The organism is Porticoccus sp., from assembly GCA_023261185.1.
Taxonomy (GTDB): domain Bacteria; phylum Pseudomonadota; class Gammaproteobacteria; order Pseudomonadales; family Porticoccaceae; genus Porticoccus; species Porticoccus litoralis.
This window is the reverse complement of sequence record JALRJN010000048.1, coordinates 16,703-38,451: the sequence shown is the minus strand read 5'-3', so window position 1 is coordinate 38,451 and position 21,749 is coordinate 16,703. Positions and strand designations below refer to the sequence as shown.

22 protein-coding genes are annotated in these 21,749 nt (G+C 55.7%); 13 read left to right on the top strand and 9 right to left on the bottom strand.

Annotated elements, in window-relative coordinates; genetic code table 11:
* Positions 1–2: 2 nt before the first annotated feature.
* The 3 genes from ACYZYZ_RS04415 to mpl are packed head-to-tail and all read right to left on the bottom strand — an operon-like array spanning position 3 to position 2,582.
* Positions 3–617, bottom strand: coding sequence for a DUF2238 domain-containing protein (locus ACYZYZ_RS04415; protein ID WP_461483389.1), 615 nt, complete (start codon positions 615–617; stop codon positions 3–5).
* Positions 617–1,192, bottom strand: a complete 576-nt coding sequence (locus ACYZYZ_RS04410) for a flavin prenyltransferase UbiX (RefSeq protein ID WP_461483401.1) — start codon at positions 1,190–1,192, stop codon at positions 617–619. Before ACYZYZ_RS04410 ends, ACYZYZ_RS04415 begins: the two co-directional genes overlap by 1 nt.
* A 25-nt stretch (positions 1,193–1,217) precedes the next feature.
* Positions 1,218–2,582 carry a UDP-N-acetylmuramate:L-alanyl-gamma-D-glutamyl-meso-diaminopimelate ligase gene (gene mpl, locus ACYZYZ_RS04405; protein WP_461483388.1) on the bottom strand — a complete coding sequence of 455 codons (1,365 nt, stop codon included), beginning with the start codon at positions 2,580–2,582 and terminating at the stop codon, positions 1,218–1,220.
* 198 nt (positions 2,583–2,780) lie between these two features.
* Here mpl and ACYZYZ_RS04400 point away from each other — a divergent pair, with 198 nt between their 5' ends.
* Positions 2,781–4,043 (top strand): 6-phosphofructokinase, encoded by a 1,263-nt coding sequence (locus ACYZYZ_RS04400; protein ID WP_461483387.1) that lies wholly within the window; start codon positions 2,781–2,783, stop codon positions 4,041–4,043.
* Between the two features lie 88 nt (positions 4,044–4,131).
* Positions 4,132–4,791: a hypothetical protein gene (locus ACYZYZ_RS04395; RefSeq protein ID WP_461483386.1), complete on the top strand. Its 660-nt coding sequence runs from the start codon at positions 4,132–4,134 to the stop codon at positions 4,789–4,791.
* Between the two features lie 81 nt (positions 4,792–4,872).
* Here ACYZYZ_RS04395 and dtd read toward each other — a convergent pair whose 3' ends face one another.
* Together dtd and ACYZYZ_RS04385 are read right to left on the bottom strand one after the other, a co-directional pair.
* Positions 4,873–5,310, bottom strand: coding sequence for a D-aminoacyl-tRNA deacylase (dtd, locus tag ACYZYZ_RS04390; RefSeq protein WP_305169861.1), 438 nt, complete (start codon positions 5,308–5,310; stop codon positions 4,873–4,875).
* A gap of 12 nt (positions 5,311–5,322) precedes the next feature.
* The gene (locus tag ACYZYZ_RS04385; protein ID WP_461483385.1) at positions 5,323–6,288 is read right to left on the bottom strand and encodes a D-2-hydroxyacid dehydrogenase; all 966 of its coding nucleotides are present in this window, start codon (positions 6,286–6,288) and stop codon (positions 5,323–5,325) included.
* 67 nt (positions 6,289–6,355) lie between these two features.
* Between ACYZYZ_RS04385 and ACYZYZ_RS04380 the strand changes: the two genes are divergently transcribed.
* From ACYZYZ_RS04380 to ACYZYZ_RS04355, 6 genes are all read left to right on the top strand, one after another.
* A complete protein-coding gene (locus ACYZYZ_RS04380) occupies positions 6,356–6,637 on the top strand; it encodes an Rdx family protein (protein ID WP_461483384.1) in 282 nt (93 codons plus the stop codon).
* Between the two features lie 274 nt (positions 6,638–6,911).
* Positions 6,912–9,455, top strand: a complete 2,544-nt coding sequence (locus ACYZYZ_RS04375) for an efflux RND transporter permease subunit (RefSeq protein WP_461483383.1) — start codon at positions 6,912–6,914, stop codon at positions 9,453–9,455.
* Between the two features lie 111 nt (positions 9,456–9,566).
* Complete coding sequence (locus ACYZYZ_RS04370; RefSeq protein WP_461483382.1) at positions 9,567–11,216, top strand: Na/Pi cotransporter family protein; 1,650 nt, start codon at positions 9,567–9,569, stop codon at positions 11,214–11,216.
* 87 nt (positions 11,217–11,303) lie between these two features.
* Positions 11,304–12,410: an S-(hydroxymethyl)glutathione dehydrogenase/class III alcohol dehydrogenase gene (locus ACYZYZ_RS04365; protein WP_461483381.1), complete on the top strand. Its 1,107-nt coding sequence runs from the start codon at positions 11,304–11,306 to the stop codon at positions 12,408–12,410.
* A gap of 15 nt (positions 12,411–12,425) precedes the next feature.
* Positions 12,426–13,259, top strand: coding sequence for an S-formylglutathione hydrolase (gene fghA, locus ACYZYZ_RS04360; protein WP_305169855.1), 834 nt, complete (start codon positions 12,426–12,428; stop codon positions 13,257–13,259).
* Between the two features lie 15 nt (positions 13,260–13,274).
* Positions 13,275–15,470, top strand: coding sequence for an FdhF/YdeP family oxidoreductase (locus ACYZYZ_RS04355; protein WP_461483380.1), 2,196 nt, complete (start codon positions 13,275–13,277; stop codon positions 15,468–15,470).
* Positions 15,471–15,544: 74 nt separating this feature from the next.
* Here ACYZYZ_RS04355 and ACYZYZ_RS04350 read toward each other — a convergent pair whose 3' ends face one another.
* Both ACYZYZ_RS04350 and ACYZYZ_RS04345 read right to left on the bottom strand, forming a co-directional pair.
* Positions 15,545–15,880 (bottom strand): antibiotic biosynthesis monooxygenase family protein, encoded by a 336-nt coding sequence (locus tag ACYZYZ_RS04350; protein WP_461483379.1) that lies wholly within the window; start codon positions 15,878–15,880, stop codon positions 15,545–15,547.
* A gap of 28 nt (positions 15,881–15,908) precedes the next feature.
* Entirely contained in the window at positions 15,909–16,808 is a 900-nt protein-coding gene (locus ACYZYZ_RS04345; protein WP_461483378.1) for a patatin-like phospholipase family protein, read from the bottom strand.
* 303 nt (positions 16,809–17,111) lie between these two features.
* Here ACYZYZ_RS04345 and ACYZYZ_RS04340 point away from each other — a divergent pair, with 303 nt between their 5' ends.
* The 4 genes from ACYZYZ_RS04340 (at position 17,112) to ACYZYZ_RS04325 (ending at position 19,469) form a co-directional block, all read left to right on the top strand.
* Entirely contained in the window at positions 17,112–17,291 is a 180-nt protein-coding gene (locus ACYZYZ_RS04340) for a DUF6435 family protein (RefSeq protein ID WP_461483377.1), read from the top strand.
* Positions 17,292–17,541: 250 nt separating this feature from the next.
* Complete coding sequence (locus tag ACYZYZ_RS04335) at positions 17,542–17,748, top strand: DUF2905 domain-containing protein (protein WP_461483376.1); 207 nt, start codon at positions 17,542–17,544, stop codon at positions 17,746–17,748.
* 48 nt (positions 17,749–17,796) lie between these two features.
* Entirely contained in the window at positions 17,797–18,231 is a 435-nt protein-coding gene (locus tag ACYZYZ_RS04330) for a LexA family protein (RefSeq protein ID WP_305169849.1), read from the top strand.
* The gene (locus ACYZYZ_RS04325; protein WP_461483375.1) at positions 18,216–19,469 is read left to right on the top strand and encodes a Y-family DNA polymerase; all 1,254 of its coding nucleotides are present in this window, start codon (positions 18,216–18,218) and stop codon (positions 19,467–19,469) included. The genes ACYZYZ_RS04330 and ACYZYZ_RS04325 overlap by 16 nt, the downstream gene beginning before the upstream one ends.
* A gap of 1 nt (position 19,470) precedes the next feature.
* On the opposite strand, the gene ACYZYZ_RS04320 is transcribed toward ACYZYZ_RS04325, so the two are convergent.
* Positions 19,471–20,541: an MJ1255/VC2487 family glycosyltransferase gene (locus ACYZYZ_RS04320; RefSeq protein ID WP_461483374.1), complete on the bottom strand. Its 1,071-nt coding sequence runs from the start codon at positions 20,539–20,541 to the stop codon at positions 19,471–19,473.
* An 11-nt stretch (positions 20,542–20,552) separates the two neighbouring features.
* Positions 20,553–21,092 carry a phosphatase PAP2 family protein gene (locus tag ACYZYZ_RS04315; protein WP_305169846.1) on the bottom strand — a complete coding sequence of 180 codons (540 nt, stop codon included), beginning with the start codon at positions 21,090–21,092 and terminating at the stop codon, positions 20,553–20,555.
* 139 nt (positions 21,093–21,231) lie between these two features.
* Here ACYZYZ_RS04315 and ACYZYZ_RS04310 point away from each other — a divergent pair, with 139 nt between their 5' ends.
* Positions 21,232–21,741 carry a DUF4124 domain-containing protein gene (locus ACYZYZ_RS04310; RefSeq protein ID WP_461483373.1) on the top strand — a complete coding sequence of 170 codons (510 nt, stop codon included), beginning with the start codon at positions 21,232–21,234 and terminating at the stop codon, positions 21,739–21,741.
* The last annotated feature ends 8 nt before the right edge of the window (positions 21,742–21,749 follow it).

Below are 21,749 nucleotides of genomic sequence, written 5' to 3'. Positions count from 1 at the left end.
CGTCAGCGCCCGCTCACCAGTGCGATTTGTCGATGGTGGAGTCGCCCCAGCAATAGTTGGGCTGCAATAGCGCCAATCAATGCCATCATCATGTCCCACTGGGCATCCCAGACATCCCCTTGGGTGCCAAGGAACTCGATGGAGCCATCCCCACCGATCAGCGCCGTCCACCACTCAATCAACTCATAGAAAGCACTGAATGCCAGACAAAAACAGGTGGTAAGGAAAAACAGCCAACCTCTGCGAGTGACGGCATCGGCACGCCAGAGAATTTCACGGACCAGAATGGCCGGCACAAAGCCTTGGGCCAGGTGACCTATGCGGTCGTAATGATTACGTGAGAAATCAAACCAATCCGCCATCCAGAAGCCCAGCGGCACCCGGGCATAGGTGTAATGGGCGCCCACCACCAGAATGACGGCGTGCACAAAGATCAGGTAGTAGGCGAGCCGGGTCAACGGGAAGCGATTGCGGGTACAGGCCAGCAGGGGAATAGCCACCACCACGGGAATGGCCTCAAGCCACCAGGTGGCGCGATCGAAAGGGCCAATCCAGGACCAGGCCATAACGGCCAGTAACAATACCAGTAGAGCCAACAGCTCACGGTTGGATGCCATCAGCTGCCCCAGCGCGGCAACAGGTTCTGCTCAATATCCAGATGATCGAGAATGCGTGCCACCACGAAATCCACCAGGTCGTCGATGGTGCGGGGGTTCTGGTAAAAGCCCGGCATGGCGGGCAACACGGTCACCCCCAGTCGCGCCAGCTTGAGCATGTTTTCCAGGTGAATCTCCGACAGCGGGGTCTCCCTGGGCACCACAATCAGCTGCTGTTTTTCCTTGATGGCGACATCCGCTGCCCGCTCGATGAGGTTATTGCTGGCGCCACAAGCTATCGCAGAGAGCGTGCCACCGCTGGCGGGACAGATGACCATGGACGACGGTGCCGAGGAACCGGAAGCCACCGGGGAAAACCAGTCGCGGGAACTGTTCACGATGATCTGGCCCGGTTCTGCATCAAAGTTGAGGGTGAGAAATTCCTCAAGAATGTCATCGTCGGGCAATTCCAGATCGGTTTCCGTATCCACCACGATACGGGCTGCCTCTGAGACCAAGAACTGTACCTGGCAGTTAGCCTGCACCAGACACTCCAGCAGACGCAACCCATACTGGGCACCGGATGCCCCGGTCATGGCCAGGGTGATGGAACGGTCAAAATCAGCCACGGGATTTTCCCTCCAGCAGGTCTACCAATCGACGGTGGAATCCACTGAAACCGCCATTGCTCATGATCACCACATGGCCATTCTCACCGGCTTGCTCAAGGGTTCGCAGCAGCAGGCGGTCAATACTATGTACCACTTCTGAAGGAACAGCGCTGCGATCAACCACATCCTGCAACGACCACTCTATGTTGTCCGGCTGGAACCAGAACACCTTGTCAGCATCCATCACGGACTCGGCAAGCTGGTTTTTATGCACACCGAGTTTCATGGTGTTGGAGCGAGGTTCAATGACCGCAATGATCTTTTCGTCCCCAACGCGCTTGCGCAAACCCGCCAGGGTTGTGGCAATGGCCGTAGGGTGGTGGGCAAAATCATCGTAGACACGAATGCCGTTCACGGCGGCGATCTGCTCCATCCGCCGCTTCACCCCCTGGAATTCACTCAGTGCCTCGCAGGCTACTTCTGGGGTGACTCCCACATGCCGCGCCGCCGCAATGGCCGCGAGCCCATTAAACATATTGTGCTCACCCGTCTGATCCCAGCTGACAATACCCCGTTGCTGGCCCTGAAAACTGACACTGTATACGGAACTGTCCTCTTCCAGAGGCTGGGCTTCCCAACTGCTGGCGAGCCCTAACGGCTGATATTCCGACCAGTGCCCCATTGCCAGCACTTCCTGCAAATGGGCATCGGCAAAGGGTGCCACGATCAGGCCATGGCCAGGAATGGTGCGCACAAAGTGGTGGAACTGGGTCTGAATGGCTTTCAGGTCGGGGAAAATATCCGCGTGGTCGAATTCCAGATTGTTGAGAATGGCGGTGCGAGGACGGTAGTGGACAAACTTGGAGCGTTTGTCAAAAAATGCGCTGTCGTACTCGTCGGCCTCAACCACAAAAAAAGGCGAACCCCCAAGGCGGGCAGAAACACCGAAATTGTTGGGCACACCACCGATCAGAAAACCCGGCTCCATGCCTGCCCACTCCAGAATCCAGGCCAGCATACTTGACGTAGTGGTCTTGCCATGGGTACCGGAAACAGCCAGCACCCAACGATCGCGCAGGAAAAAATCACCCAGCCACTGGGGGCCGGAAGTATAGGGAATAGCGTTGTCGAGTACGTATTCCACAGCGGGATTCCCCCGGGATAGTGCGTTGCCGATCACCACCAGGTCCGGCGGCGGATCGAGCTGTTCTGTGCCATACCCTTCGGTGAGTTCAATACCGGCATTTTCCAGCTGGGTACTCATGGGTGGATAGACATTGGCGTCACATCCGGAAACCTCATGACCCGCAGCTTTCGCCAGCTGTGCCAGCGATCCCATGAACGTGCCACAAATACCCAGAATATGAATATGCATTGTTACTTCCCTACTCGCTTTCTTTATTTGTCTTACTCGGCGGTACTCGCCCTTTTATCGCACACAACATAGCCTAAATTGGCGTCACTGCATATCCGGTGCCTCCTACAACGGGAATTTGGCCATAAAAAATGAAATCCCCGCCGCTTTCCAGTATTATTCGCGGCTGCTGAAATGGGCGGTACGACGAGGATATCCATGCCAAAAAAGAACGCGTTTTACGCCCAGTCTGGTGGCGTTACGGCAGTCATTAACGCCAGCGCCTGCGGGGTGATTGAAACGGCTCGCCAACACAGTGACCTTATCGGCAAGGTCTATGCTGGCCACAACGGCATTATCGGCGCCCTGCGTGAAGACATGATCGACACCAGCCACGAGTCAGATGCCACTATTGCAGCTCTGCGCCACACACCTTCCGGGGCTTTTGGCTCCTGCCGCTACAAACTCAAAAGCCTGGAAGAAAACCGCGCCGAATACGAACGTCTGATTGAAGTATTCAAGGCCCACGACATCGGCTACTTCTTTTATAACGGCGGCGGCGACTCGGCCGACACCTGCCTGAAAGTCTCGCAACTTTCCGAGAAAATGGGCTACCCGATTCAGGCCATACATATTCCCAAAACCGTCGACAACGACCTCCCCTTTACCGACAACTGTCCTGGCTTTGGCTCAGTAGCCAAATATGTGGCCGTGTCCACCAAGGAAGCCAGCTTGGATGTCGCCTCCATGTGCGAGTCATCCACCAAGGTATTCATTCTGGAAGTGATGGGCCGCCACGCCGGCTGGATTGCCGCGGCCAGCGCTCTCGCCGCTGAAGAGACCGGTGAACCACCGCACATCATCCTGTTTCCGGAAGTCCCATTTAACGAGAAAGAATTCCTCGCCCTCGTGGACGAAACCGTCAAAGAAAAAGGCTTCTGTGTAATCGTCGCCTCAGAGGGCGCACAGTACAATGATGGCACCCTGATCGCCGGCTCTGCCCATACCGATGCCTTCGGCCACAAACAACTGGGCGGCGTGGCCCCCACGCTGGCGGCGCTGATCAAACATGAGCTGGGTTACAAGTACCACTGGGCTCTGTCGGACTATCTGCAGCGCTCTGCACGTCATATCGCCTCCGCCACCGATGTCGAACAAGCCTACGCGGTCGGCAAAGCTGCGGTGGAGTATGCCCTGGCAGGGAAAAACTCCGTGATGGTCACCATCGAGCGCCACAATGGCAACGGCTACCGCTGGGAGCTTGGGGAGGCCCCACTGGACCAGGTGGCCAATATTGAAAAGAAAATGCCCAGCGACTTTATCAGCCGCGACGGCTTTGGCATTACTCAGCTGGCCCGGGATTATCTAAGCCCTCTGATAGCCGGTGAGGATTATCCACCCTACAAAAATGGCGTACCGCAATATGCCAAACTAGCCAAGGTAGTGGTGGCGAAAAAGCTCAACACACCGTTTGACATCTAAAGGGTGGTAAAGACAATTGTCATTCGCGTCTCTGGCCGACTGAAACTGCACATGGATCTATGGATACGTGAAAATAAAGGAGTCTGTTGTGACTGTCAGTAAACGTTCTTTTTTTATCTGTCTCATCCTCGCGGCGACCAGCCTCATCAATCCAGCAATCGCCGCTGAGAAACCCTGCGTAGCCATCGCACCACCCAAGGCCCAACTGGGACAGGGTGCAACCGGTCAGGATGTGTCCGCGCCGGTACAAAACATGCTTATCTCCTATCTGAGCGGCCCGATGCTGGAGGTGGTCAACCTGCAATCCAGACTGCCGGCGCAGCTGGAAGCCGAAGCGAAACAATCCGGCTGCTCATACATGCTGTCCACCGATGTTGAGTACAAGAAGAAAAAGAGCTGGGGCAAGGCGCTGTCCATTGGCGCCGGAGTGATTTCTTCAGCACTACCCTATGCGGGTGTCGGCGGTGGCGTAGGCACCTTTGTGGCCGCAACAACAGCAGCAAACGTGGCTAATACCGCAGCCAATGTGCAGATGCAGCAGGAATCCATGGAAAAACTGACGGCGGCCCAGGGCACCATCCGCAAGGGGGATTCAATCGCTCTCAGTTACAACCTGAAAAGTATCTCCAACGGTAAAAAAGTTATCGGCAATGATCTGCAAACCAAGGCAGAGCAGGATGGTCAGGACTTACTGATTCCGATGATCGAGCAAACCGCCACAGAAGTGTTCAACAAACTGACCCAGTAACACCGAAATATTCGATCAACCCTAAAAGGGCGCTATCTTGTTGGATGGCGCCTTTTTTATTCTGGATTTTTATTCTGGGCTTCAGCCCTCCAGCAAAAACGTCACCGGCCCGTCGTTGCACAGGCTGACCTGCATATCGGCGCCAAAAATGCCCGACGCAACATCCGGGTAGAGGTGCTCTACCCGGTTGATGAAATAATTGTAGAGTTTCTCGGCCTGCTCGGGAGCCGCGGCAGACGTAAAACTGGGACGCAGCCCCTTGCGGGTATTGGCTGCCAGGGTAAATTGCGACACCACCAGCAGTCCACCACCCACCTGCTCCACATTCAGGTTCATCCGGCCCTGCTCATCGGGGAAAATTCTGTACTGCAACACCTTGTCCTGAAGACGGTCGACATTTTCTTCCGTGTCGCCCACCTGGATGCCCAGCAGCAATAAAATACCGTGACCGATCTCCCCAACCTTGTCGCCGTTGACTTCCACATGGGCATAGCTGACACGCTGAATCAAACCCAACATCTACTCACCACCCTATTCTTTTTTATTCACCACGTTGACCGGCTGACCGGCCTGAAAGGCCCGTAAATTATCGGCAGCCTGCTGCACCAGCCGCTGCCGGGACTCCCGTGCTACCCAGGCACTGTGAGGTGTAACAATCAGGTTTGGCAGTTCAGGGTTCAGCAGGGGGTTGCCATTAACCGGGGGCTCCTCAGTGAGCACATCCACACCGGCTCCGGCAATCTCACCATCCTCCAGCGCCTCGGCCAGGGCCGTCTCATCCACCAAGCCACCGCGGGCACAATTAATCAACAGGGCCTGGGATTTCATCATCGCCAGTTGGCGGCGACCGATCAGCCCCCGGGTCTCGTCGGTCAACGGACAGTGCAGGCTCAATACATCCACTTCCCGCAACAGTGTTTCCAGCGGTACCCGGCCAGGCTGGTCACCGTGTCGCCACGGCAGGGATGCCACATTGACCTGCATCCCAAATGCCCGGCCAATCTCTGCCACGGCCTTGCCCAGTTGGCCATAGCCAATAATACCCAGAGTTTTCCCCGCCAACTCCGTCACCGGGTAATCCATCAGGCAGAAGCGGCCGCTGCTGGACCAGCTGCCATCCAGTGCGGCCACATTGTAGTCCGGCAAACGGGTAACCAGTGCCAGAATCATCGCCCAGGTGTGCTGCACCACTGACCCGGTGCCGTAATTAGTGACGTTGCTGACAACCACACCCCGGGCGGTGGCCGCTTCAAGATCAACCACGTTGGTGCCCGTGGCCAGTACGCCGATATATCTCAGCCCTGGAGCTGAATCCATCTCCTTGGCACCAATGATGACCTTATTGGTCAACACTACGTCAGCATTGGCCAGGCGTGCGTCAACCTGCTCGGGATCGCTGGTCTCATAAACGTTCCACTGCAGCGGCTGACCGGTGAGGGGTGCCAGGCTGACATCATCGTTTCCCAGCGTATCTGCATCGAGAATGACCGCTTTCATCTTGGCTGCCCGGAGGTTATCTTGACCATGCTTTTTACTTTCCACCCTGATACCCGGAGTGTACCCGATGTCCGCAAAACCGCGCATTGTGATCGTCTACTGCCCGCGCTGCCATTGGTTGTTACGTTCTGCCTGGCTCGCGCAGGAACTGTTGACCACGTTTATGGATGACCTGGCAGAGGTTACTCTGGGGCCCTCTGAAACCGGTGGCGCTTTTGAGGTTTTTCTCGACGAACAATCCATCTGGGAGCGCGTTCGCGATGGCGGCTTTCCCGACGCCAAAGAGTTAAAACAGCGAGTACGTGACGTGATTGACCCGGAACGCTCTCTGGGCCACAACGACCGATAGGGCCTGTTAATAATCGTGGGGGTATCACTGCTGGGAGTCATTTTTGCTTCCAGCAAGGCAAAATGAGAGACGCTAGTGATTCTAAATGAACGAATTTCAACGCAGTTGGGGACTAAAATGGCCCCAGCCCTCCGGGTTGAGTCAAAAAAAGCGCTAACCCCACGAGTATTAACAAGCCCCCATAATTCCATCGCCGACAGTGCACGCAATTTGCCCAGTTCTGGCATAATACGGCGCTTTCGCCCACTCCATAGAATAAGAAGGAAATAGTCGGATGTCTGAGAGGCTTCTGGGAATCTACGAAAAACTGGTTTTGCGCCATCCGCTGGCAGCAATTATCTTCATCATTCTGCTGGCCGTTGGCATGGCGTTCGGGCTACCCAATTTCAAATTGGATGCTTCTGCCGACTCCCTGACCCTGGAGCACGACACCGCCCTCGATTACTTCCGGGAAACCCTGCAGCACTATGGCAGCAGCGACTTTCTGGTGGTGACCTACACCCCAAATGAAGGTGACCTGTTTGATGACGCCTCACTGAACACACTGGCTCAAATGAGCGATGAATTGAAAACCATCAGTGGCGTCGCCAACGTCACCTCGATTCTCGATGTACCGCTACTTTACAGCCCCAAGGTCACCGTATCCCAGCTCAAGGAAGAACCCCGCACACTTAGAAACCCGGACACCGACCGCGATCTAGCCCGCAAGGAATTCCTGGAAAGCCCGATTTACCGCAAACTGATTCTCAGCCCCGACGGCCAGACCACCGCATTGATGGCCACCATGGAACTGGATCGGCAATACCTCACGCTGGTTCGTCAACGGGATTCCCTGCGTCTCAAGCGGGACACCGAGGGCCTCACCGCCGAAGAGGAAGTTGAACTGGAACGGGTGAGTAAAGAGTTTTTAGACTACCGCACAGCACGGGCAGTGGAAGAGCACCAGCGGGTAGCGGAAATCCGTGAAAAAATGGCCCAATTCAAGGACCGCGCACAAATCTTTCTGGGTGGCCCCAGCATGATCACCGCGGACATGATCGAATTTATCAAAAGTGACCTGAGGGTGTTTGGTACCGGCATTGTGCTGTTCATCATCGCCACCCTGGCCATTATTTTCCTCCAGATACGCTGGGTTGTTCTACCGTTGCTGACCTGTGTGCTGTCGGTGGAAATCATGCTCGGCTACCTCAGCTGGATCGATTGGCGCCTGACCGTCATCTCCTCGAATTTTGTCGCGCTGTTGCTGATTATCACCCTGGCCCTAACGATCCACTTGATCGTGCGCTACCGCGAACTGCAGACGGATAATCCCGAGCAAAGCCAGCTGGAACTGGTACGCGGCACCGTGTCCTATATGGCTCGCCCCTGCCTGTACACCGTACTCACCACCGGCGTTGCCTTTGTATCGCTGGTGGTCAGCGATATCCGCCCGGTCATCGACTTTGGCTGGATGATGACCATGGGTATTGCCCTGGCATTGACCCTGGCATTTATCGTGATTCCCGCCGGCATGATGCTGATTGGCAAGGGTAAAAATAATGACAAGGGCGACAACTCCGCCGCCTATACCATGATTTTTGCCCGCTTTACCGAAAACCACGGCAAGCTGGTGCTGACACTGGCATTACTGGCCGGCGTCATCAGCTGCTGGGGCATTTCCCAACTGCAGGTGGAAAACCGCTTTATCGATTACTTCCGCTCCGACACCGAGATCTATCAGGGTCTGTCCGTTATTGATGAAAAACTGGGTGGCACCACGCCCCTGGATATCATCCTCGATGCACCTCCGGTTCCGCCCATGCCCACCGTAACTGAAGACGATCCGTTTGCGGAGGAAGACCCCTTTGCGGCCGATGATCCGTTCGCCGCGGATGATCCATTTGCCTCTGACGACCCCTTTGGTGATGAGAGCCCAACAAGTAATGATGACAAGCCCAACAGCTACTGGTTTACCGGCGTGGGCCTGCAGGATCTTTCAAAGATTCACAATTACCTGGATTCCCTGCCGGAAGTGGGCAAGGTCAGCTCGCTGGTGACCATTGCCGATGTCGCTGAAGACCTGATGGAACACAAGCTTAACGACCTGGAACTGGCGTTTGTGCGCAGAAGCCTGTCACCCGAAAACGCGGCACTGTTATTTGACCCCTATATCGATGACGAATTGAATCAGGCACGCATCACCTTGCGCATCAAGGAAACCGGCAGTGAGCTGAAACGTCCCGAGCTGTTGGCCAACATCCGCAGCTACATCGTCGATGAAGTGGGCCTGCAGGACGACCAGGTACATTTCACCAGCCTGCTGGTGCTTTACAACAACATGCTGCAAAGCCTGTTCCGCTCACAGATCCTCACTCTCGGTGCGGTATTCCTGGGCATCATGGTGATGTTCATGGTGCTGTTCCGCTCCATTTCCATCTCGCTGATTGCCATGCTGCCCAACATGCTGGCAGCCACCGTAGTACTGGGAGGCATGGGCCTGGCGCGTATCCCGCTGGACATGATGACCATCACCATCGCTGCCATCACCGTGGGTATCGGAGTGGATAACTCCATTCACTACATCACTCGCTTCAAGCGGGAATTCGCTGTCGACAGGGATTACCTGGCCGCTATGCATCGCGCCCATGGCAGTATTGGTCGCGCACTGTTCTATACCGCCATTACCATCATCGTCGGCTTTTCCATTCTGTCGTTGTCGAACTTTATTCCCTCGGTCTACTTTGGCCTGCTCACCGGTCTCGCCATGCTGACCGCCCTGCTGGGCTCCATGACCCTGCTGCCCAAGCTGATCCTGATTTTCAAGCCACTGGGCAAATAAACCCTCCAATCCCCGCGGCAGTCTGTCTGCCGCGGGTAATTGGCCCTTCCCACCGCCGAGCTGACTGCTAAACTTTCCTCAAGAGTCCGATCGGGAAAACGCATACAGATCATGCCGCCGGATATACCGAATTTTGAACCTTGGGAGCTGGTGGCAGGGCTGGGCCTGTTCCTGTTTGGCATGACCATGCTGGAGCAGGCACTGAGAACGCTTGGTACCCGCTCCTTCCGACACCTGCTGCGTGATTACACCAAAACCCCGGTGCGGGGGGTATTCATCGGCATTATCAGCACTGCCTGCCTGCAGAGCAGCTCCATGGTTGGCCTGTTTGTCCTGGCTTTCGTGGGCGCGGGCATCCTGTCCATGACCAATGCACTGGGTGTGATTTTTGGCGCCAACCTCGGCACCACCTTTACCGGCTGGATTGTCGCGACCATTGGTTTCAAGATGAGTCTGACGGAATACGCCATGCCGTTGCTGGCACTGGGAACACTGGGCGTGGTATTTCTCAATCCCGACTACCGCCGCCACAGCCAGGCAAGACTGCTGCTGGGGCTGGGGTTGTTGCTGATGGGCCTGGATTTCATGAAAACCAGTATGGGCTTTCTATCCGATCACATCTCCCCGTCGGTTTTCAGCGAATACCCGATACTACTCTACGTTCTTGGCGGCGTGCTTTTTACCGCATTGATCCAGTCCAGTTCCGCCACCATGATGATCGTACTAAGCGCTATCCATGCCGGTGTCCTGCCCCTCACCACCGCAGCGGCCATTGTGATTGGCGCTAATCTCGGCACCACCAGCACAGTGATCATAGGCGGCGTGAAGGGTTCGTCCGACAAGCGCCGGGTCGCCCTGTCGCATTTTATTTTCAACCTGGTCGTCAGCGCCGTGGCTCTGCTGCTGATGTACCCACTGCTGAACTTCATCACCGACAGACTGGATGTAACCGATCCCATGTATGTGCTGGTGCTGTTTCACTCTCTCTTCAATGGCCTGGGCATTCTGATGTTCCTGCCCATCGTGTCACCTTTTGCCAAATGGCTGCAGGGTCGTTTCGCCGATGATGACCTGATTGGCTGTCAGTACATCACCAAGGTATCGCCCACGGTCAGCGATGCCGCTAGCGAAGCAATCCGCCAGGAAGTGATTCGGCTCTATTACAAGGTGACAATTCTCAATCTACGGGTGTTGCGCATTCGTCCGGAAGAATTGCTGCTTGGCTTCAATGGCCTGGAAGTCTACGAACAGATCAAGCAGGCTAAATCCAGCTACGATGATCAGTATTCCGAAATCAAGCATACCGAGCAGCAGGTTCTGCAATATGCCAACCGCGTCCTGCGTGAAAAGTCAGGGGAAGGGGTCACAGCTAAGGTCTCTCAACTGGTCCACGCCTCCCGCGATCTGGTCTACGGTGCCAAGAGTCTCAAAAATGTGCGTCAGAATATTGTGGAGCTGCGCACTCAGTCCGACGATGAGGAGTTGATCGAAACTCTGCGTCATGACACCCGCAATATTTACCGGCATTTACTCAACCTGGTGGAACATACCGACCCAGTACTTCTGGAAGAAAAGCATGTTCAACTCCAGGAAGAAATCAACCTATCCCATGACCGGCTGCACCAGTTGATGACCCGCTATGACAGTAGTGATGCCATTGGTATTCCCCTGTCCTCACTGCTTAATATCAACCGGGAACTGTTGGTCTCCAATCAGATGCTGGCCAGCGCTGTCAGGGACCTGGTGATGATCAAGCCTTAAAATCCACACCAAAATGGCATTTACTAACCCGCTGGCAACTGTCTATAGTCAGCCAACCGTAAATGTCGACTCAATCAGGAGTACAGAATGAAAACACGTGCGGCGGTCGCTTTTGGCGCAGGAAGTCCACTGGAAGTGGTCGAAGTAGATTTACAGGGACCCAGGGCCGGTGAGGTTCTGGTGGAAATCAAGGCCACTGGTGTTTGCCACACAGATGCCTTCACCCTATCCGGCGATGATCCGGAAGGCGCGTTTCCCGCCATCCTCGGCCACGAAGGTGCCGGCGTGGTTGTCGACGTTGGCCCCGGCGTCAAAAGCCTCAAGCCCGGCGACCATGTGATCCCCCTGTATACACCGGAATGCCGGGAGTGCGACTACTGCCTGCACCCGAAAACCAATCTCTGCCAGGCCATCCGCAGCACACAGGGCCAGGGCCTGATGCCCGATGGCACCAGCCGCTTTTCCCTGGATGGCAAACCCATCCTTCACTACATGGGCTGCTCCACTTTTTCTAACTACACCGTGCTGCCGGAAATCGCTCTGGCCAAGGTCCGCGAGGACGCCCCTTTCGACAAGATCTGCTATATCGGCTGTGGCGTCACCACCGGTATCGGCGCCGTGGCTTTCACCATGAAAGTGGAACCGGGCTCTACCGTGGCGGTATTCGGGCTCGGTGGCATCGGCCTGAACGTTATTCAGGGAGCCAAGATGGTCGGCGCCACCCGCATCATCGGCATCGACCTGAACCCGTCCAAGGTGGCGTTGGCGAAACAGTTCGGCATGACTGACTTCGTGAACCCTTCCGAGGTGGATGACGTGGTGGGCCACCTGGTTGAAATCACCGGCGGCGGCGTTGACTACAGCTTCGAGTGCATTGGCAATGTCAATGTCATGCGCCAGGCACTGGAGTGTTGCCACAAGGGCTGGGGAGAAAGCTGCATTATCGGCGTAGCCGGTGCTGGTCAGGAAATTACCACCCGGCCATTTCAGCTGGTCACCGGTCGTTCCTGGCGAGGCACGGCCTTTGGTGGCGCACGTGGTCGCACCGATGTACCGAAAATCGTCGACTGGTACATGGAGGGGAAGATCAACATTGACGCGCTGATCACCCACACCATGCCCCTGCAGGACATCAACCGCGCCTTTGATCTGATGCACAGCGGCGAAAGCATTCGCTCTGTAGTGCTCTACTGAGGGCAGGGATAACCAATGGAACAGATCGACGTCCACCGCTGTTTCGGCGGCCAGCAACTGCGCTTTCGGCACCCCTCTGCGGTGCTTAACTGTGACATGACCTTTTCCATCTACCTGCCGCCGCAGGCGGAGCAGGGGGTTGTGCCAGTGCTGTACTGGCTGTCCGGGCTCACCTGCACGGACGAAAATTTTGTTACCAAGGCTGGCGCCCAGCGCTATGCGGCAGAACACGGCATCGCCATCGTAGCGCCGGATACCAGCCCACGCGGGGAAGGGGTACCCGATGATCCTGAAGGCAATTACGATTTTGGCCTGGGCGCGGGATTCTATGTCAATGCCACCCAGGCGCCCTGGTCCAACCACTACCGCATGTACGACTACGTGGTGGAGGAACTACCAGCCCTGATTAACGAGCACTTCCCGGTGGATGGAGACAAGATGGCTATCAGCGGCCACTCCATGGGTGGCCACGGCGCGCTGACCATCGCCCTGAAAAACCCCGGCCGCTACCGCTCGGTATCGGCCTTTGCCCCCATCTGTTCCCCCATGCACTGCCCCTGGGGTGAAAAAGCCCTCGCTAACTACCTGGGAAGTAATCGTGAAACCTGGAGCGACTACGACAGCAGCGAACTGATGAGGAGTGCGCAGCGACAGCTCCCCATGCTGATAGACCAGGGGGATGCCGACAACTTCCTGCAGGAACAGCTCAAGCCAGAGCTATTACAGCAAGCGGCAAAGGAGGCGGGTTACCCCCTGCAGTTGCGAATGCAGCCAGGCTACGACCACAGCTACTTTTTCATCGCCAGCCTGATCGGCGACCACCTGCGTTTTCACGCGCAGTACCTGTAACGCACAGTCGTCATCATGAGTCGCCAGCCGCCCAGAACCCCATCCGATCATATTGTTGGCGGTGGCCCAAAGAAGGTGCTCTACACCCTCAGTACCGTTCGCAAAATTGGTCTGCTGAACTCATCCAAGGCTCTGCGTGCCAATAATGCCTGCAAGGCCTGCGGGCTGGGCATGGGCGGTCAACAAGGTGGGATGACCAATGAGTTGGGAGAATTTCCCGCCGTCTGCAACAAGAGCATTCAGGCGCAATCCACCGATATCCAGCCGGCCATTCCTTCAGAGATTTTCGATCACCCCCTGGCGCAGCTGCGGGAATTGAGCGGCCGCGAGCTGGAACACTTGGGGCGGCTCGGCAAACCCATTTACAAGGGGGCCGATGAGACTCGCTTCCGTGAAGTGAGCTGGGACTGGGCGCTGGATTATGCCGCTGGCAAGTTTGCCGAGACCCTGCCGTCACGCAGCTTCTTCTATTCCTCCGGACGTTCCTCCAACGAAGCCGGATTTGTGTTGCAGTTGCTAGCGCGACTCTACGGCACCAACAACATTAATAACTGCTCCTACTACTGCCACCAGGCCACCAGCGAGGCCCTGGGCAGTACCATCGGCACCGGCACCGCCACAGTGGAGTTGGAGGATTTGAGTCATTGTGACCTGGTGTTCCTGATAGGTGCCAACCCCGCGTCCAACCATCCCCGACTGCTGCACCAATTACAACGATTGCGGGAGCGCGGCGGCCAGGTCATTGTGATCAACCCGGCAAAAGAACCGGGGCTGGTCCGCTTTGCGGTACCCAAAAGCGCCAAATCCATGGCCAGCGGCGGCACCTGGATCGCCAATCAATACCTGCAACCGGCCATCGGCAGCGATATCGGCCTGTTCAAGGGCATCGCCAAGGCAGTTTTGGCGGGCGGCCATCAGGACAGGGCCTATATAGAGCAGCACACCGAGGGCTTCGAGGCGTTTCTGGATGATATCCAGCAGACCGACTGGGAGGCCATCGAACGGGATACAGGCATTGCCCGCAGCCAGATCGAGCAGGCCGCCAGTGCGTATGCGGCCTCCGAACGCACAATCTTCGCCTGGGGTATGGGTATGACCCACCATCGCCACGGTGTTGAGAACATTGAATACATCGCCAACCTGGCGCTGTTGCGCGGCATGGTGGGCAAACCCGGTGCTGGATTACTTCCTCTGCGCGGCCACAGCAATGTGCAAGGCATCGGCACCATCGGTGTCAAACCGGTGCTCGCAGCGGAAGTATTCGAACGTTTGGAAACAGAACTGGGGGCCAGCCTACCCACCGGGCCCGGCATGGATACCCTGGCCTGCATGAACGCCAGCTACCGCGGCGACATCGACGCAGCACTGATCATGGGCGGTAACCTGTACGGTGCCACTCCACACGCCAGCTGGGCTGGGGAGTCACTAGACCGGATCGGTTTCAAGTTGTTCCTCACCACCACCCTGAACCTGGGCCACATTCACGGCTGTGACCACAGCGAGAGCCTGATCCTGCCGGTCACCGCCCGGGATGAGGAATGGCAACCCACTACCCAGGAATCCATGTTCAACTTCGTGCGCCTTAGCGACGGCGGAATTAAACGACATGATCACACCCGCCCGGAGGTGGAAATCCTGGTGGGGCTGGCGGAACGGCTACTGCCCAGCAGCCCGGTGGACTTTGAGCGCTTTCGCCAACACCGCACGGTGCGCGAAGCCATCGCCCGGGTGATTCCCGGCATGGAGGATCTGGCAGATATCGACGTGGCGCGCAAGGAATTCCATATTCGCGGACGGCTGAAACACCGCCCAGAGTTCTCCCGTCCCAACAGTCGCGCCCGCTTTGCGGTACATCCATTGCCCGGTGCCGTGGCAAATGAAGACTATCCGTTTACCCTGATGACAGTGCGCAGCGAGGGGCAGTTCAACACCATCGTCTACGAGGAACGGGACAGCTACCGGGATACCGATGACCGCTGGGCGGTGCTGATGCACCCAACCACCATCGAGCGGCTCGGTATTGCCAATGTGGTGGATCTGGTGTCAGAGCATGGCCGTATGGACCGGGTACGGGTCTACCCCTTCGACCTACCGCAGAACAACCTGATGGCGTACTTTCCCGAGGCCAATGTTCTGGTAGGTACCGACAGCGACCCGCGCAGTAAAACCCCGGCCTTTAAATCAGTACCCGTGCGGGTAGAACAGCCTTGAGGGTATAGAAAGCCTTGAGCGGCTATAAACAGCCATGAGCGTATAAAAAGCCCCGAGTGACTCTAAGCAAATAACTAGATTACGGATTCAAAGCCTTCAAACTGCGGCGGACCCAGGTAGATTTCCTTCCTGCTGCCGCCCGCATTGGCGTGGGCTTTCCGAAAGGCTTCCGAGTTGGTCCATTCTTCAAATGCCTGGCGCGATTCCCAAACGGAGTGAGAAGCGAACAGTGTGTATTCTTCTGTGGTTGGGCCCTGTAGCAGATGGAATTCCTTAAAACCCGGCACTGTTTCCAGAAAAGTTTCCCGGTTCTTCCAGATACTGACGAATTCGTCTTCACTGCCCAGGGCGATTTTAAAACGGTTCATTGCGATAAACATGGATGCCTCAATGGTTTTTAATGGCGTCACTGACTAAATGCCCTATAGACATCATGCTTCAGGTTTCGCCTATGATTCTACCTAGGCTTTCCTCAGCGCTTTTGTATCCAAGCTCTATCATTTCAGCAGCACAATCAAAATCTATAATCCCACATGCATTTCTGGGTATCTCAATTAAATAATCAGCCGGGTAAGCCGCCAACTTCTGCCTCGCAATTGCACCTTGCATCGTATCAAAAGCCTGATTGGCGATATCATACGCACCCCAATCTTTGCCGACGTTGTTTACTGTCGAATCCTTAAAGCCTTTCACGAAAGAGGAAACCTTCTCTATCAGGGGAGACCTCTCTTCCTCTGACGAATCTTCACTTGCCGTTGGCTCGCTCTTTTTATCCACCCTGCCACCAAGATTCACGGCCACGGTTAAATCTGTTTGGTCATTAAAGGTAGGCGCTATCGGCACAGGGTTTAACACACCGCCATCAATGAGTTCGACTCCCTCATATCTGAACGGCGTAAAAAGAAGGGGCAATGAGATAGACGCCCGGATAGCATCAAACAGTTTTCCTGAATTCATCCAGACTTCTTTTTCTACTGACACATCGGTGGCCACAGCAGTATAGGAGATAGGCAAGTCCTCAATAGCCACATCGCCCACAAGGTCCCTCAACGTATCAAACAGTTTATCGCCTTTCACAAGACCACTTTTATCCCATGAAAGATCGAGCAACTTAAAAACATCAATCTTGGTTATTTGTCGTACCCAGCTCTCGAAATCATCCAACTTTCCAGCGGCGTAAATGCCACCCACAAGAGCACCTATTGAACAACCAGAAATAGATTCTATTTTGAAATCATTTTTTTCAAGCCAATCAATGACACCGATGTGAGCCAGGCCGCGAGCACCGCCACTCCCCAGAACCAGGGATACCGTTTTTTGGGACTTTTCCGATATCATTTTTTATCGCCTTTCTACGATCAGTCAGTTCTCTCAGTATTCACACCCAAGAATGGATTCACAGGCACAATGGCAACAGCACAGCCATACCAATACCCGGCACTTTCTTTATCATCTTACAGAAGCCCTGACTGAAACTGCCAGCTCCTCCATTATCCACCCGTCAACCTCTCTACTCGACCCGGCAATCACATCCAGTCAACTTGCCCCAAGTTTTGATGTTTTTCTATGGCGTCATAAAAAAAAGAACTGGAAGCCACCGAGATACGTAGAGTAAAAACAACCCATTATGGATCAATGTCTATGTTTTCCCTCTTTAAAAAAGACCCCGCCAAAAAATTACAAAAAAGTTATGAAGCAAAGCTGGAGCAAGCCATGCACGCCCAAAGAAAAGGCGATATAGAATCCTATTCAATGATAACGACTGAAGCCGAAGTCATCAGGCAAAAAATAAATGCACTGGAAAATGCAAAAAAAGCCTAACGCCCAAAAAAGCTACCGCAATTCTTTCTTCCATAACACGTTAAAATCTCATTGACATGTATCGGACACCTCAGCGCCGACACTGCGAACAGTGCCGACGCACTTCGACAATATACCCTCAGGCTGCGGCTGATTGTGCACCCACCCGCTCCAACACTACCGGCACCGGGCTGACACCGAGCCAGTACCGGCGCATGTTCCAGCCGGTGCTGGAAGAGGCGGATACATCGCCGTTGCGGAGGAGGTAAGCGTGGCCAAGATACTGATGGTATTGGGGGCTGTCCTGCTGGCGCTGGGAACCCTTTGGCATTTTTTTCCCGGCGCGCTGAACTGGTTCGGCAAGCTGCCCGGCGATATCAATATCAAGACCGAGTACAGTCAGGTTTTTATTCCTATCACCTCGATGCTGATTGTCAGTGCCGTGCTGAGCCTGCTGATGTATTTTTTCCGGCACTGATTTTTCTTTCCGCTTGAATACTGTTTATTTATACAGTATTTTGACTGTATGAAAACTGCCCCCCTGAAACCGGCCGCCGACGTGCCGCCCGACACCCTGCCGCTGTTCGCCACGGCAGTGCGCGCCGGCTTTCCCAGCCCGGCGGACGACTTTGTGGAAACGCCGCTGGATATTCACGACTACCTGGTGAAACATCCGGCGGCCACCTTCTTCGCCCGTGCCGAGGGGGATTCCATGACCGGCTTCGGCATTTTCAGCGGCGACCTGTTGATTGTCGACCGCGCCCTGCAACCCCAGCACGGGGATGTGGTGATCGCCGCCATCGACGGCGAGCTAACCTGCAAGGTACTGGATCTGCACAACCGTCTGCTGCGGGCCGGCAACCGTCGCTATCCGCCCATCGAACTGCACGACAACGCAGAATTACTGATTGAAGGGGTGGTGATTCATTCGGTGCGCCATCACCGATGTTCGCGCTGGTAGACTGCAACAGCTGCTACGCCAGTTGTGAACAGATTTTCCGCCCCGACCTGCGCGACAAGCCGGTGGTGGTACTAAGCAACAACGACGGCTGCGTGATCGCCCGCTCGAAGGAAGCCAAGGCCCTCGGCATTCCCGACCTGCATGCCTATTTCAAGATTCGCCACCTGCTGGAACGCCACCGGGTAGCTGTATTCTCTGGCAACTTCCGGCTCTACGGCGATATTTCCCGGCGGGTGATGGATTGCCTGCGTCACTTCAGCCCGGATATCGAAATCTACAGTATCGATGAAATGTTCCTGTCGCTGGATGGCATCTGCCAACCGCTGCAGGACTACGGCCAAACCATCAAGCAGAATGTCTGGCGACAGGTACGCATGCCGGTGAGTGTTGGTATTGCCCCCAGCAAAACCCTGGCAAAGCTGGCCAACTACGCCGCCAAGAATATCCCCGGCCAGCACGGTGTCTGCCTACTCGACGCCCCCCACAAATGGCAGTGGCTGCTGCGACGGGTACCAGCCACCAAAGTATGGGGCATCGGTCGCCGACTGGGGGCACGGTTGGCGGACATGGGAATCCACAGCGCCTGGGAACTGGCCAGCAGCGATCCTAAAACCATCCGCCGCCGCTTCAATGTCTGTGTAGAACGCACGCTGGAAGAACTGAACGGCAGCCCCTGTCTGGCACTGGAGGAGGTAACCCCGGATAAAAAACAGATTTACTGTACCCGTTCTTTCGGAGACAAACCCACTGAGCTGGACCCCCTACTGCGGGCCGTCGCACTCTACGCCAGCCGGGCGGCGGAAAAACTGCGCGCCCAGCAACACCTGGCGCTGACCCTGCACGTGTTCATTCACACTTCGCCCCATCGGCCCAACTACTACAGCAACAGCACCGTGGTGCAATTGCCCTACGCCACTGACGACAGCCGGGTGATCGCTGCCTGTGCACAGCAGGGCGTACGCCGTATCTTCCGACCGGGACATGCCTATCTGAAAGCAGGTGTGGGGTTAATCGAGCTGGTGTCGAAACGCTACCACCAGGAGGATATCTTCGAGGTGGGGCAGAGCCCTCGCGCGGATGCGCTGATGCAAACCCTGGACGGCATCAATCGCCGCTACGGCCGGGGCACCGCTGTCCTTGCCAGCGAAGGCAAAAAACGGGGTTGGCCGATGCGCCAGCAGTACTGTTCTCCGGCCTATACCACCCGATGGACAGACATCCCCATCATTAAAAGCTAAATCAGGCCACCTGCTGTCGTTGCAGTTGTGGCGGCGCGATATCGGACTCGGACCAGAGCTGATGACACAACGTTTCGACGGGTTCTGCGCAGCCTTCGCTGATCCAACGCGCCAAAGCCTCCGCCACATTCGGGTAACAGGGTCGCGCCGCGTTCGGTTCGCAGTCAAACCAGAACTCCAGGGCACGCCGGTCGATACGCTCTTCAATGGACGCATATCCCAGCTGTTCCAGGGCAGCGGCGTTGGACAGCTGCTCCATCTGTCCACTCAGGGGTTTAGCCATAATGCGTTTGCCCAGTTGCAGCGCCTCACTGATCAGTTCAAAACCGGCATTGCAGATGACCCAATCGCTGTCTGCCAGATCGCGACGGAATCCATCGCGGCTCAGGGGGCGGGTATGCAGATTGTCGTCGTCCCGCCACTCGTGGACAGAGGCATAGATATGGAATTGAAAGTCGGGGAACTGCCTGAACAACGCCAGCAACGGTGCCTGGTCTTCAAACGGCAGATATACAAGTACTTTGTTTTGCTCACAACCACCTGCTAAGTCATCGTGGTCGATATCCACAATAGGCGGCAAAATCGGCTTGTCAAAGTGGTGCCAGTGCAGGCCCACCGCAGTGGTCACTGGGGCAAACTGCTGCAAAATGGCACGTGTGAACGGGTTGCCACCGCGCTCGGGAACATCGTGACAGAAGGCATACTGATGGCCAATACCCACACAGGGCAGTTGCTGGCGACGTGCGGCCCTGGCGGTGATGGGTTCATAATCGCTGATCACCAGATCGTAACCGCTGAGATCCAGACCTCGGATATCCCGGCGCAGGCCCAACAAGTCGACATTGCGGAGGGTTTTCAGTGGTTGCACCCGCCCGGCTTCAGAGTGAAACGTGAGACCGGAGCGGCAATGGAAGTCACCGAAGAGCTCCATGTCAAAATAATGCTCCCTGGGCCGCCCGGAAAACAACCATTCGATTTCGATATCGGGATATTGTGAAAGTGCACCGGCCATGGCACGGGCGCGGGACAGATGGCCATTACCCGTCCCCTGAACTCCATAAAAAATTTTCAAATCGGATTCTCTTATAGGGTTATGAGTTGTACTGCCCACCAGCCAATACTGCTACCAAGCAGGGCTCCGGCTACGGTATCCAGGGGAAAATGAACCCCCAGAACCACACGGGACAATGCCACCAGAGAGGCCCAGACATAGAGGTAACCGGCAACGTTCAGCGGCAATAACAGCACCAACACCGTGGCAACCAGGAAGGCAGCAGAGGTGTGACCTGAGGGAAAGCTGAATTCATCCGATGCGGTAATTACGCTCTGAAAACCGGGAATCACATTGGGTGGACGGTTGCGCTTGAAGCTGTTCTTCAACAAGTAGTAGCTGAGTCGCTCAATCGCCAACCCCGTCACCAATGTCGCTGTCAGCGGCCATATAATCTCTGGCCACAACAGTCCCAGCAGCAGGGGAATCAACAGATAGAACCAGCCATCGGCGCTGGTGGATACCAGCCTGGCCATGCGACACAGACTACGGCGGGTATTCCACTGAACGATGCGCGTGAAGGTGGCAACATCCAGGGAATGTAGGGTTTGCAATGCTTTTATCGTTGTCATAATTGGCACAGTAGCGCTGCCCTGTGACAGCCCTGTGTACAAAATATGACCATTCTGTGACTTTTTCGTCGTACAACTTTATGGTGGCAAGAGTGTCAAATCCAATAAGAAGCAGGCGTAGAAGTCGCCGGGACGGGCAATGAAAAAAATAGGGCTAACACTGCTGATAATGGTGGCCACCGCTACACAGGGACAGACCATTTACAAAGCCATCGACGCCAATGGGAATATCGTCTACAGCGATACCCCGATGGAAAACACCCTATTGCTGGAAACCCTGTCACTGCAGACGGATGCCTCCAATAACAGTCCCGAGGAGCAATCCCAGGCCCGTATCGACCAGATGGCGGAGACCACCGAGCGCCTGAAAGGTGACCGGGAAGACCGTGAACAGCTGCGCCCGGAAGAGGAAGAGCAACTGCGCGCAAGACAGCGGGCGGCCACACCCCCTCAAATCTACCGGGAAGAGTATTACCACGACTATTATCCCTACAGAAGCTACTACCCATATACAGACCGCTACCCCTACCGGCACCCGCACCCCAGGCGCCCCCATTATCCCCAGGAGATGGAAAGTGGCCGCTACCTGAACAATGATGCCATTCTGATCCCCCGCTCAAAATTACTGACACCCGGCACCCGTCGGTGAGACAATCT